Here is a 12,390-nt window from a genome sequence, read left to right as displayed (position 1 = left end):
CGGCCATCCGGGGACTTCCGCCACCGTGGGCCGCCCGCCCTGCCGGGGCCTGCGGGGCCCTCGGCAAGGCGGCGGGCCCGGCCCGTCAGGCCGCGTGCTGATACGTGGGGTAGGTGAGGTAACCCTGGTCGCCGCCCGCGTACCAGGTCGCCTGGTCGTCCTCGGCGATCGGCAGGTCCAGCCGCAGCCGCTCGACGAGGTCCGGGTTGGCGATGAAGGCGCGCCCGAAGCTGATCAGGTCGGCGCCCAGCGACAGCCAGCGGTCCGCGCCCGTCCGGTCCGCCTTCTTCGGCCCCATCGGGAACGCCGGGTTGACGATGAGGGTGCCGGGCCAGGCCCTGCGCAGCCCGACCAGCACCTCCTCGGCCGTGGTCAGCTCCAGGTGCACGTACGCCAGCCCGAGCGGCGCCAGCTGGGCCAGCAGCGCGGCGTACATCTCCGGTACGTCCGTCTCCGTCGCGCCCCAGATCCCGGCGCCCGGCGAGAGCCGGATGCCCGTACGGTGCGCGCCGACGGCCTCGGCGGTCGCGACCACCGCCTCCACGGCGAACCGGATCCGGTTCGTGATCGAGCCGCCGTACTGGTCGGTGCGCAGGTTGGCCGAGCTGGAGAGGAACTGCGAGATCAGGTATCCGTTCGCGCCGTGCAGTTCCACCCCGTCGAAGCCCGCGTCGATCGCGCGCCGGGCGGCGCCGGCGTAGGAGTGCGCGTGCTCGGGCACCTCCGCGGTCTCCAGGGCGCGCGGCACCGGCGCGGGCCTGCGCCCCGTCGGCGTGAAGATCTCCCCGTCGAACGGCACCGCCGAGGGGCCGACGGGCTGGAGCCCTGTCGTCTCCTCGTGTGACACCCGGCCGCCGTGCATGAGCTGGGCGAAGATGCGCCCGCCGTTGGTGTGCACCGCGTCGGTGACCTGCAACCACGACTTGACCTGCTCGTCTGTGTGCAGGCCCGGGGTGCCGGGGTTGGACTGGCCGACGACGCTGGGCTGCACCCCTTCGGTCACGATGAGCCCCGCGGTGGCGCGCTGGGCGTAGTAGGTCGCCATCGACGGCGTCGCCAGACCACCCGCCGCGGCGCGGACCCGGGTCAGCGGGGCCATCACCACGCGGTTGGGCAGGACCAACTCGCCGAGCTGGAAGCGGTCGAACAGGGTCGTCATGGGGTAAGTGCCTTCCGGGAGCCGCTCGGTGGGCCACCGGCCCGGTGAGCGGCCAGCGGTCGCGCCCGTCCATCGGGCGTGCCGCTACGCTAGGACCTGACACTGACGTCAGATGCAAGCATTGCGCGGTGAATCACATCCGGGAGGGCACCATGCGGATCGGCGAGTTGGCGGAGCACGCCAAGGTCAGTGTGCGTTCGCTGCGCTACTACGAGGAGCAGGGGCTGCTCAGCAGCACCCGCAGCCCCGGCGGCCAGCGGCACTACACCGACAAGGAGATCGCCCGCGTCCGCTTCATCCAGCGCCTGTACACAGCCGGGCTCTCCAGCCGGACGATCGCCGAGCTGTTGCCGTGCGTCGACTCCCCCAGCGCGGACAACGCCGACACCGCCTGGAACCGGCTGGTGGAGGAGCGGGACCGCATCACGGAGAACATCAAGGAACTCACCCGCGCGCGGGACGCCCTCGACCTGCTGATGGAGATGAACCGCCAGCACCGGGACCGGCTCGCCGCCGGGTGACGGTCACGGATTTGTCGTGTAGCCCTCGATCTCGTCCAGGAACTTCCAGTCGCCGGATTTCGTACCGATCTGCACGCGGTGATCCGCCTGGGTCCGGATGCCCGTCGCGAGTTCCGCGTGACTGTCCCCTTTGGCTATCAGCCGCACCTTGCCGGGGAACGAGGACAGCGCGAACAGAATGTCGTTCTGATGCACCTGATTCATCATCGGGGTGGTCGCCGTCGCCCGCAGAAATGCCGAGGCGACCTCGGCACGGCCCGCATGACGGGCGGCGGTCGCCTCACCACGCGCCCTCAGGTCGCCGCTGATGAGAAGCGCACAGGCAATCGCCACACCGCTGCCCAACAGTGCCGCACTGCCGATCAGGGCCACCACGACCGCCTGGCCGACATGACCCACGAGGGGCACCACGACCGCGGCGCCCGCGGACAGGGCCGCAGCGACACCGCCCGCGCCGCCGACCCACTTCGTCATCGCCCGGGTGATGGCCGTCGCGCCCGACTTGATGGCCTGCACCGACGCTGGGGTGTCCGCGGTCCACGACGCGCCGACCGCACCCGCCCGGTCCTTGTCGTCGGCCAGCAGCTGGAGCGACATCAGCAGGGACGCGAGCCCGAGGTCGTCGGCCTCCTGGGGCGAGTGCCCCCACTTGAGTTCGTCCAGCCGTGCGGACGGTTCCGGACCCGTCCCCGCGTGATCAGCACCAGCCATGTCTTCCACCCCCGGTCATCGTGAGACTCACGTCCAGTGGATCGCAGCGCCACGGGCCGGATGCCGGATATTCGCATTTGCCCTGATCACGGACGGGTCGTACCCAGAATGCATCGTGCATTTCAGCGGTCCTGCCCAACACGGTGAACCTTGGTCCGTTCAGCCGTGCGGCCGACCATTCTGCTCGTCGCGCCAGGCGAGCCAGCGGCGCAGCTCATCGAGGTCGAAGTCCGGCGCACGGGTCATCAGGGTGACCATGCCGACGCCGCGCTCGCGAAGCCGCGGCCCGACCGTCCACGGGTCCCCTTCGGTGAAGACCGACCGTACGATCGTGGCCGGGTCACGACCCACCTCGTGGCAGAGGCTGTCCAGCTGACGGGACTTCGCGCTGAAGACGTCGTCCTCGGCGAAGGTCTGCCAGATGTCGGCGTGCCGGGCCACCAGCCGCAGCGCCTTGGGCCCGTCGGCGGCCACCAGGATCGGCACCTTCCGGGTGGGGCGCGGGTTCAGCTGGGCGAACCGGCGTTCGATGCGTTGCAAAGCCTCGCCCAGCTCCCGCACCCGCTGAGCCGGTGAACCGAACTCGTAGCCGTACTCGGTGGCCTCCCACTCCCGGAAGCCCGCGCCCAGGCCGAGGATCAGTCGGCCGCCGCTGATGTGATCGACCGTGCGTGCCATGTCGGCGAGAAGGTCGGCGTTGCGGTACGAGACGCAGCTGACCAGAGCGCCGATCTCCGCCCGGCTGGTGGACTCGGCCCACGCCCCCAGTACGGTCCAGCACTCGAAATGCTTGCCGTCCGGATTCCTGCCGAGCGGGAAGAAGTGGTCCCAGTTGAAAACCGCATCGGCACCGAGCGCGTCCGCCTCGGCGGCGACCCGCCGGATCGCCGCGTAGTCGGCGCGCGAGGGTGGGATCTGAATCGCGACGCGAATCGTGCCGGCCGTCGTCGTCATGATCGAGAATCCTAAACGTGTGCTGCTGCTGATGGTCTGCGAGCCGCCCGCTGACTGCGGTCGGCGGATGTCGCAGGTTGCACCTATGCCGGTCACAGTCCGTACACAGATCCGGAGCCGACTCTTCTGACATGCGGGCCGACGTCGGCCCGCCCCGAACAGAGGAGTTGCTCGTGTCCTTGAAGAAGATCGGCCTCGTCGCCGCCGGTGCCGTCGTCGTCGGTGGCCTGACCTTCGGTGGTGCCGCCATTGCCAGCGCCGCGACCTCGGCTCCCACCCCGGGCGCGTCCGCCGGCGCCGGCCATGCGCACACCCCGGTCACCGGGGACGAGGCCGCGAAGGTCACCGCCGCCGTCACGGCAAAGGACTCGGCGGTCACCGTCACGGCCGTGCAGAAGGACCCGGACGGCTCGTACGACGTGCTCGGCACCAGGAACGGCACCCCGGTCCGCTACGACGCCAGCGCCGACCTCACGACGATCACCGAGGGCCGCGGCGGTCCGGGCGGGCACGGCGGCGGCCGTGCCGGCAACGACACCCCGGTCACCGGCGACGAAGCCGCGAAGGTCACCGCCGCCGTCACGGCGAAGGACGCCGCGGTCACCGTGGACGGCGTCCGCAAGGACCCCGACGGCTCCTACGACGTCGTCGGCACCAAGGCCGGCAACCGGATCATGTTCGACGTCAGCGCCGACCTCAAGACCATCACCGAGAACGCGGGCCGCCCCCAGCGCAACGGCACGCCGCCCGCCGGTGCCCCCCGCAGCAGCTGAGCCGATCGCCGGGCCCTGCCGGTCATCCCGGCAGGGCCTCGGCCCGCCGACGTCCGTGGCGTCCGGGTCGTTCAGTTCAACGACGTCGAGCCGTGTCGGCTCGTGATCCGCGTCCAGCCGTTCGACGTGTAGATGAGTTCCGGGCCGTCGGATCCCACGGTGTCCAACTGGCGGGCACGCCGCAGACCGACGCGGGTGACGACCTTCAGGGACGCCGCGTTCTCGGGCCGGATCCGGGCGACGACCGTGCGGGAAGGCACGTGCGTGGTCGCCCAGCGCACCACGGCGCGTGCCGCTTCGGTGGCCACGCCGTTTCCCCAGATCGCCGGGTCGAGGCGATAGAAGAGATTGAGAACGATGCGGCCGTGCAGGCGCATCAGCTTGATCCCGCAGAAACCGAGCGGACGATCGCGGGGCAGGTCGGCACGTCCGTGGACGGTCCAGTAGCCGAATCCGTGCTGCTGCCAGTGATCCGTCCAGCGCCCGAAACGCTGCTCGGCCTCTGCATGGTCGGCCACCATGTCGGTGGGGTTGTGGGCACATGCCCGTGCGTCGGTGTGGATCCGGTAGATGGCGTCGATATCCGCACGGGTCGGGCGTCGCAGCGAAAGCCGCGCGGTCGACAACGCCTCACTGCTGGCGACATCGCGTTCCGGCATGTACGAGACCTCCGTCCTCGACAAGGCGGATGGGATTGCCCGGGTCCAGTGTGCGGGATCCGGCAGCAGGATTGCGGCGCGTATCCCGCCACAATGATGGCGGGGATACATGCATGCATTCGTTTCTACTTTGCTACGTTCTCCAGCAACCTCTTCGCGGACCCACTCGGCCCAGCGGCCGCCGACCTGAGCCATGAGCGGCGTAGGGTCAGCTGCAGACATTCATGCATGCATGAGAGGAGCCGGCGTGCCGACGGACGCATCCGTACAGCGGCTCCGGATCGGCGCCGAGCTGCGCCGCCTTCGCGAGATGGCGCAGCTCTCGGGCGAGCAGGCAGCACGCACGCTGGGATGGTCGCAACCCAAGGTGTCCCGAATCGAAGCAGGGCGAACGGCCTTCACGGTCAAGGACGTAGCCAGCCTGCTCGCCCTCTACGGGGTCCCCGATGACGTCCGCGCAGAGCTGCTGGGGGCGACCGCCGAGGACACCGGCGAGGGCGCATGGATCGTGCGTGCCGGTGGCTTCCCCCGCCGCCAGGACTCGATCGCGTCGCTCGAAACAGTTACCAAACGCATCCGGCATCACCAACCGGTGGTCCTGCCCGGGCTGCTGCAGACGTACGACTATGCCCGTGCGGTGGCCGCTGCCGCCGGAGCGACAGAACCCGACGCTATTGCGGCCGCACGAATGCACCGGCAGGAAATGCTGACCGCGAAGTCCGGCCCGAGGTATGACGTCGTGCTTGATGCCCGCGCGCTGCTTCTGGGAGTCGGCGACGTCGAGCTGATCACCGGCCAACTCCGTGCCCTCGCCGAGCGGGCCGAATCGCTGCGTCGTCTGGATCTACGCGTCATCCCTCTGGGCGCGATCGTCCCGGCGTTCTCCACCGTCGGGTTCACGATCTATGACTTCCGCGCTGGGGAGAGCCCTTCGGTCGCATGGATCGAGGCACCGACCGGCGACGTCTACTTCTCCGCGACCGAGGACGTCGACCGCTACGCCTCGCTGTTCAAGACGCTACGGGGCGTTGCGCTCACGCCGGATGGTTCGATTGGATATCTTCGATCGCTTGCGACTGAGGTGCGGCGATTCATGGCAGTTCCATAGATGGGGAGGCGGCTGGGAATGAACCGTCCGGACCTCAGCGCCGCTCGGTGGCGCAAGAGCAATGTGAGTGGCGACGGCGGCTGTGTCGAGGTCGCGTACGTCAACGGTGTGATCTCCGTCCGCGACACCAAGGACCAGGGCAACGGCCCAGTGCTGACATTCAGTGAACGCGAGTGGGCAGCCTTCCTCGCTGGTGCGCGCGCCGGAGAGTTCGACCTCGGGCAGCTCGCGGGCTGAGCTGGATGGCGGCCGAGGCAGCGGAGCAGCGCGCGCGGGGATTCCGGCGCGCCGCTCCCCTGCTGGCCGCGACCGCAATTTCCGTCACCGGTGACGGCGCGCTTCTGGCTGCTGCTCCGCTACTCGCCGCCGCTCTCACCCACGACCCGATGGCGGTCTCCTCCGTGACAGCCGCCGTCTATGTGCCGTGGCTGGTGTTCGGCCTTCCAGCGGGTGCGCTGGTCGATCGTTCGCACCGTCGCCGGGTCATGGTCACGGCCGACCTCTTCCGCGCCACGGTGCTCGCTGCGCTGGTCGGGCTGCTGCTGAGCGGCATCCTGACGGTGCCCGTGCTTGTCGCGGCGGTGCTTCTGGTGGGCGTGGCGCAGTGCTTCTTCGACTCTGCCGCCCAGGCGGTCATCCCGACGATCGTCGGGCGGGACAAGGACGCCCTCGCGAAGATCAACGGCCGATACTGGGCACTGGACACAGTGGGCCGAGCCCTGCTCGGACCACCGCTGGGTTCGGTGACCTTCGCCCTCGGGCGCGCCCTGCCCTTCGCTGCCGACTCCCTTTCCTTCGTCGCATCTGCTGCATTGGTTCGCCTGCTGCCCGATGCTCCTGTCCCGACCGGGCCACACGAGAGGGTTACGGCCGCCATCCGATCAGGCGTGCGGCATCTCGTCGGCACGCGCGACCTGCGAATTCTCGCGCTCAGCATGGGGGCGTACAACGGCGCCTTCAACATGGCCATGGCACCCTTCGTCCTGTTCGCCATCGACGTGCTCCACGTACCGAATGCCTTGTACGGCATCCTGCTGGCGACGAGCGCGCTCGGCGGAGTGCTGGCCGGGTGGAAGGCCGGTCCGCTCACCCACAGGCTCTCGTATCGGCAGACGATGGCCGCCGCTCATCTGATCCAGGCCCTGGCTTGGGTCGGCATAGCCTGGTCGGGCGACGCCCGGGTCGCGACTATCCTGCTGGCCCTGATCGGCGCCGGGTCGTCGCTGTCGAGCGTCGCCGTCGGATCGGCACGTCAGGCGCTGACACCGGACAACATGCTGGGCCGTGTGGTTGCGGCGTTTCGCCTGTTCGGGCTGGGCGCGGCCGGACTCGGTGCGCTTATCGGTGGGGCGATCGCAGATCATTTCGGGTTGCCCGCGCCGCTGGTTGCGGCCTCCGGTGTTCTCCTGCTGGGCAGCCTTCTGACCTGGCCACTCAATCACCAATCCTGAGCCTCCTCAACGCGCTCGACGACAACCGCTGGCATGCTTCATGCACGCGAGCATAGTATGCATGCGTGCATAGCCGAGGGGCGGATTCATGACGTCTGCAGTCGTTGTCCTGGCCGCATTGATGATCGGGTTTCTTGTTGGGCTGCTCACCTTCAAGGTGAAGCAGCGATGGTGTCCGGTGTGCGGGGAGTCGCTGGATTGTCCGCGGCATCGGACGGGCGTACCGGCTCGCCGGGCGCCGCAATGACCCCCACCGGGAAGCACATCCCCAACCGGCCCACATGGTCCTGCCGGGCATGTGGCGAGCCATGGCCCTGCGCGACCGCGCGAACCGAACTGCTGGCGGAGTTCCAGGCCGCACCCTCGGCCCTGACCGTCTATCTGGCGGCGCAGATGTACGACGCACTCACCGACCTCTACGGACACGATCAGCGACGACCGCCGGGCTGGCACGACCGCTTCCTCGCCTGGGCGCGCCGACGCCGGTGAGTGCCAATACCAAACTCCGGCACCCGCCTCCGCCTCGACACACTCGGCTCGCCGTGACGATCACGATGCTTGGTTCACGTCGGAAATGGGCACGTCACATGTTCGGCATACGGGGTGGCCAGGCTCCCGATTAGGGCGGCTTCGCCGGACAGCACGACAAAGGCGGGTTATCGCATGACGGAGTCACTGAGCGTCACTGAGAACGGTGCCCCAGCGCCGGACCGCGCGGATCTCACCCTCGGCGTCGAGGAGGAGCTGCACGTCGTTGACCTGCGCACCCGCGAGCTGGTGCCGCGGGCGCCGGAGGTGCTGGCCCGCCTCGACCCGGACCACTACTCCGCGGAGCTGCACCGTTCGGTGGTGGAGACCAACACCCCGATCGCGGCCACCCTGGACGATCTGCGAGAGGGCATCGTGGCGTTGCGCCGCCGGGCCATCGGCGTCGCGGAGACACAGGGGCTGGGGCTGGTAGCCGCGGGCACGGTACCGCTGGTGAACATGGACAGCCCCCCGGTGACGCCGACCTCCCGCTTCCGCCAGATGCTGGACGACTATCAGTTGCTCGTCCGCGAGCAGCTGATCTGCGGCGCGCAGGTGCACGTCGGCGTGCCGGACCGCGACGAGGCGGTCGCGGTGGCGCAGCGGGTGACCCCGTACCTGCCGGTGCTGCTGGCGCTGTCGGCCAGCTCGCCGTACTGGATGCTGGAGGATTCCGGATACGCCAGCACCCGGTCGCTGATCTGGATGCGCTGGCCGACCGCCGGGGACAGCGGCACCGTGACCTCGGCGGCGGACCACGACGCGCTGGTCGCGGACCTGATCGCGTCCGGCACGATCACCGACCCCAAAATGATCTACTTCGATGTACGCCCGTCCGCACACGTCCCGACTGTCGAACTGCGGGTCACCGACTCCAGCCCCGACGTCGACACCGTGGTGCTGCTGGCCGGGCTGTTCCGGGCGCTGGTCCTGCGGGCGCGCCACGAGCACCGGGCCGGGGGACCTCCGGCACGGGTCCGTGCGCCGCTGCACCGGGCGGCGATGTGGCGGGCCGCCCGCTCCGGTCTGGAAGGCGCCCTGCTGGACCTGCCCCGCTCCCCCGCACCGGTGTTCGCGGCGGTCGCCGTGGAACGGCTCGTCGCCGACCTGCGCCCCTGGCTGGAGGAGCTGGGCGATTGGGAGCAGGTGTTCGACCTGTCCGTGTCGGCGCTCAGCCGGGGCAGTTCGGCAGCGCGGCAGCGGCGGGCCATGGCCCGGCGCGGACGGCTGTCCGACGTGGTGGATCTGCTGCTGGCGGACACGCGCGGCGGCGCGACAGGGATCGGCCCGCAGGGACAGACCGTGCCCGCGGGCCTCACGCCGTATGCGGCGATCGGGGACGAGGCGTTTCCCGGCGGCGACGTGGCGCCGGGCTACCACGGAATCCTCGACGTGCTGAGCAGCCTCGGCCCGGCCGGGCTGCGGCGCCGGGAGGACGCCAAGGACGACGAGCAGCGGGCCCGCGGGGTCACGTTCAGCGTGGCGGGCGAGGCCGCCACCCGGCTGTTCCCGTTCGACCTGGTGCCGCGCGTCGTCGCGGCCGACGACTGGACCCGGCTGCGCGCCGGGCTGGTGCAGCGGGTCCGGGCCCTGGACGCGTTCATCAACGACGTGTACGGCGAGCGCGCCGCGATCGCCGACGGCGTGATCCCGGGCTGGGTGGTCACGGGCTCTCCGGAACTGCGGCCCAGCGGTGCCCTGCTGCACCGGCCCGCGGTACGTGCCCAGGTGGCGGGCGTCGACCTGGTCCGCGACGCCAACGGCACGTGGTGCGTGCTGGAGGACAACCTGCGCGTGCCGTCGGGGATCGCGTACGCGATGCAGAACCGGCGGCTCACCGACGCGGTCCTGCCGGAACTGCCCCGCCCGGACGGCCTGGCCGCGCCGGACGGCGTACCGACGATGCTGTTGAAGGCCCTGCGTGATGCGGCCGGAGCGGCCGCGGGTGACGACCCGGCCGTGGTGGTGCTCAGCCAGGGGCCGGACGACTCGGCGTGGTTCGAGCACCGGATGCTGGCCGAGGAGATGGGCGTGCCGGTGGTGCGCGGCACGGACCTGCTCGTCGACGACGGGATCGTCTACCGGCTGGCCGACGGCCACCGGCACCGGGTCGACGTGATCTACCTGCGGATGGGCGAGGACAGCCTGGTGCACTCCCCCGGCGCGGACGGCATGCCGCTGGGCCCGAGCCTGGTGGCCGCGCTGCACGCCGACACGGTGGTGCTGGCCAACGCGCTGGGCAACGGCATCGGCGACGACAAGGCCGTGTACGCGTACGTGCCGAAGCTGATCACCTACTACCTCGGCGAACGGCCGCTGCTGGCGGACGTGCCGACCTACCTGTGCGGCATCGAGGAGCAGCGGGCCGAGGTGCTGGCGCGCCTGCCGGAGCTGGTCTGCAAGCCGGTCGACGGGTACGGCGGCGACCGCATCGTCATCGGCCCGCACGCCACGCCGGAGGATCTGGCCGCGGTGCGCCGGCAGATCCTCGCCACCCCGCACCGCTGGGTGGCGCAGGAGGTCGTGCAGCTCTCCACCCACCCGGTGTTCGACGGGCACGAACTCGCGCCGCGCCACGTCGACCTGCGGGCGTTCGTGTTCACCGGCACGGAGTCGGTGGTGGCGCCCGCCGCCCTGACGCGGGTCGCCCCGGCCAACAGCATGATCGTCAACTCGTCGCGCGGCGGCGGATCCAAGGACACCTGGCTGCTGGGCAGCGCGTGATACCCCGAGGAGGAACGAATGTGTGGCATCGCCGGCGAACTGCGCTTCGATGGCCGGGCGGCGGACGGTGACGCGGTCGGGCGGATGCTGCCGCACCTGGCGTCGCGCGGCCCCGACGGCGAAGGTACGTGGCAGCGGGGGCCGGTCGCGTTCGGGCACCGCCGGCTGAAGATCATCGACCTGTCGGAGACCGGCGCACAGCCGATGACCGACGAGACGCTCGGGCTCACCCTGGTCTTCAACGGCTGCATCTACAACTACCGGGAACTGCGGGCACGGCTGCGCGGCGAGGGGTACCGCTTCTTCTCCACCTCGGACACCGAGGTGATCCTCAAGGCGTACCACCGGTGGGGGGCCGACTGCGTGCAGCACCTGCTCGGCATGTTCGCGTTCGCGATCGCCGAGCATGAGACCGGCACGGTGACGCTGGCCCGCGACCGGCTCGGCATCAAACCGATGTATCTCGCCGAGACCCACGGGCGGCTGCGGTTCGCCTCCACGCTGCCCGCGCTGCTGGCCGCCGGTGACGTCGACACCTCGCTGGACAGGGTGGCGCTGCACCACTACATGACGTTCCACTCCGTCGTCCCGGCGCCACGCACGATCCTCGCCGGGGTCCGCAAACTGCCGCCCGCCACGGTCCGTGTCATCCGGGCCGACGGCAGCAGCGAGGAGCGGGTGTACTGGCAGCCGACGTTCGAGCGGACCCGGGCGTGGAACCGCGAGCAGTGGGCGGAGCGGGTGCACGACGCGCTGCGTACGGCGGTGCAGCGGCGGATGGTCGCGGACGTGCCGGTCGGGGTGCTGCTGTCCGGCGGACTCGACTCCAGCTACATCGTGGCGTTGCTGGCCGAGCAGGGGCAGCGCGGGCTGACCACGTTCAGCATCGGATTCGAGGCGGCGGCCGGGGAGAGCGGGGACGAGTTCGCGTACTCCGATCTCGTGGCCCGCAAGTTCGGCACGGACCACCACCAGATCCGGATCGGACGGGACCGTTTCCTGCCCGCCGTGGCACGGACGGTCGCGGCGATGAGCGAGCCGATGGTCAGCCACGACTGTGTCGCGTTCAACCTGCTCAGCGAGGACGTGTCCCAGCAGGTCACGGTGGTGCAGTCGGGTCAGGGCGCGGACGAGATCCTCGCCGGGTACAGCTGGTACCCGCCGCTGCTGGGGGTGCCGCGGTCCGCCGCGGTCGACGCGTACGCGCGGGAGTTCTTCGACCGGCCGCACGCGACGCTGGCCCGGCAGCTGTCCCCCGACTGGCTGGTCGACAGCGACGTGAGCCGGGAGTTCGTCGCTGCCCACTTCGCCCGCCCCGGCGCGGTCACCGCGGTGGACGCGGCGCTGCGGCTGGACTCGCAGGTGATGCTCGTGGACGACCCCGTCAAGCGGGTCGACAACATGACGATGGCGTGGGGGCTGGAGGCGCGCGTACCGTTCCTCGATCACGAGCTGGTGGAGCTGGCCGCGGCCTGCCCACCGGAGCTCAAGCTGGCCCGGGACGGCAAGGGTGTCCTCAAGGACGCCGCGCGTGGCCTGGTGCCCGACGAGGTGATCGACCGGCCGAAGGGCTACTTCCCGGTTCCCGCCATCCGCCACCTCGACGGACCCATCCTGGAACGGGTACGCGACGCGCTGCACGCGCCCGCGGCCCGCGCCCGGGGACTGTTCCGGGCGGAGTACGTCGACGCCCTGCTGGCCGACCCGAACACCGCACGCACCACGCTCGGGGCGAACCAGTTGTGGCAGCTGGCCGTTCTGGAGCTGTGGTTGCAGGACAAGGGGATCTGACAGATGGGGAG

The 12,390-nt window shown here is 70.4% G+C and carries 12 protein-coding genes; 8 read left to right on the top strand and 4 right to left on the bottom strand.

Annotated features, from left to right (window positions below):
* Nucleotides 1-85 precede the first annotated feature (85 nt).
* A complete protein-coding gene (locus ACMCNN_RS08575) occupies nucleotides 86-1,159 on the bottom strand; it encodes an alkene reductase (protein ID WP_412745639.1) in 1,074 nt (357 codons plus the stop codon).
* Nucleotides 1,160-1,311: 152 nt separating this feature from the next.
* Between ACMCNN_RS08575 and ACMCNN_RS08570 the strand changes: the two genes are divergently transcribed.
* Nucleotides 1,312-1,680: a MerR family transcriptional regulator gene (locus tag ACMCNN_RS08570; protein ID WP_412747105.1), complete on the top strand. Its 369-nt coding sequence runs from the start codon at nucleotides 1,312-1,314 to the stop codon at nucleotides 1,678-1,680.
* A gap of 3 nt (nucleotides 1,681-1,683) precedes the next feature.
* Here the strand turns inward: ACMCNN_RS08570 and ACMCNN_RS08565 are convergent, their stop codons facing one another.
* Nucleotides 1,684-2,391: a hypothetical protein gene (locus tag ACMCNN_RS08565; RefSeq protein WP_412745638.1), complete on the bottom strand. Its 708-nt coding sequence runs from the start codon at nucleotides 2,389-2,391 to the stop codon at nucleotides 1,684-1,686.
* Nucleotides 2,392-2,550: 159 nt separating this feature from the next.
* Nucleotides 2,551-3,345 (bottom strand): LLM class F420-dependent oxidoreductase, encoded by a 795-nt coding sequence (locus ACMCNN_RS08560; RefSeq protein ID WP_412745637.1) that lies wholly within the window; start codon nucleotides 3,343-3,345, stop codon nucleotides 2,551-2,553.
* A 173-nt stretch (nucleotides 3,346-3,518) separates the two neighbouring features.
* Between ACMCNN_RS08560 and ACMCNN_RS08555 the strand changes: the two genes are divergently transcribed.
* Nucleotides 3,519-4,118 (top strand): hypothetical protein, encoded by a 600-nt coding sequence (locus ACMCNN_RS08555; RefSeq protein WP_412745636.1) that lies wholly within the window; start codon nucleotides 3,519-3,521, stop codon nucleotides 4,116-4,118.
* Between the two features lie 71 nt (nucleotides 4,119-4,189).
* On the opposite strand, the gene ACMCNN_RS08550 is transcribed toward ACMCNN_RS08555, so the two are convergent.
* Nucleotides 4,190-4,777 carry a GNAT family N-acetyltransferase gene (locus ACMCNN_RS08550; protein ID WP_412745635.1) on the bottom strand — a complete coding sequence of 196 codons (588 nt, stop codon included), beginning with the start codon at nucleotides 4,775-4,777 and terminating at the stop codon, nucleotides 4,190-4,192.
* A 247-nt stretch (nucleotides 4,778-5,024) separates the two neighbouring features.
* Between ACMCNN_RS08550 and ACMCNN_RS08545 the strand changes: the two genes are divergently transcribed.
* From ACMCNN_RS08545 to ACMCNN_RS08520, 6 genes are all read left to right on the top strand, one after another.
* Nucleotides 5,025-5,885: a helix-turn-helix domain-containing protein gene (locus ACMCNN_RS08545; RefSeq protein WP_412745634.1), complete on the top strand. Its 861-nt coding sequence runs from the start codon at nucleotides 5,025-5,027 to the stop codon at nucleotides 5,883-5,885.
* A gap of 18 nt (nucleotides 5,886-5,903) precedes the next feature.
* Nucleotides 5,904-6,122 carry a DUF397 domain-containing protein gene (locus ACMCNN_RS08540; RefSeq protein ID WP_412745633.1) on the top strand — a complete coding sequence of 73 codons (219 nt, stop codon included), beginning with the start codon at nucleotides 5,904-5,906 and terminating at the stop codon, nucleotides 6,120-6,122.
* Between the two features lie 5 nt (nucleotides 6,123-6,127).
* Complete coding sequence (locus ACMCNN_RS08535) at nucleotides 6,128-7,336, top strand: MFS transporter (RefSeq protein ID WP_412745632.1); 1,209 nt, start codon at nucleotides 6,128-6,130, stop codon at nucleotides 7,334-7,336.
* Between the two features lie 243 nt (nucleotides 7,337-7,579).
* Nucleotides 7,580-7,825, top strand: coding sequence for a hypothetical protein (locus ACMCNN_RS08530; RefSeq protein WP_412745631.1), 246 nt, complete (start codon nucleotides 7,580-7,582; stop codon nucleotides 7,823-7,825).
* Nucleotides 7,826-7,999: 174 nt separating this feature from the next.
* Nucleotides 8,000-10,588: a glutamate--cysteine ligase gene (locus ACMCNN_RS08525; RefSeq protein WP_412745630.1), complete on the top strand. Its 2,589-nt coding sequence runs from the start codon at nucleotides 8,000-8,002 to the stop codon at nucleotides 10,586-10,588.
* 18 nt (nucleotides 10,589-10,606) lie between these two features.
* Nucleotides 10,607-12,379: an N-acetylglutaminylglutamine amidotransferase gene (locus ACMCNN_RS08520; RefSeq protein WP_412745629.1), complete on the top strand. Its 1,773-nt coding sequence runs from the start codon at nucleotides 10,607-10,609 to the stop codon at nucleotides 12,377-12,379.
* Nucleotides 12,380-12,390 lie beyond the last annotated feature (11 nt).

Origin of the sequence: Krasilnikovia sp. MM14-A1004, from assembly GCF_047159485.1 — a bacterium.
GTDB lineage: Bacteria > Actinomycetota > Actinomycetes > Mycobacteriales > Micromonosporaceae > Actinoplanes.
The sequence above is the reverse complement of the archived record's forward strand: the minus strand, read 5'-3'. Positions and strand labels throughout refer to the sequence as shown.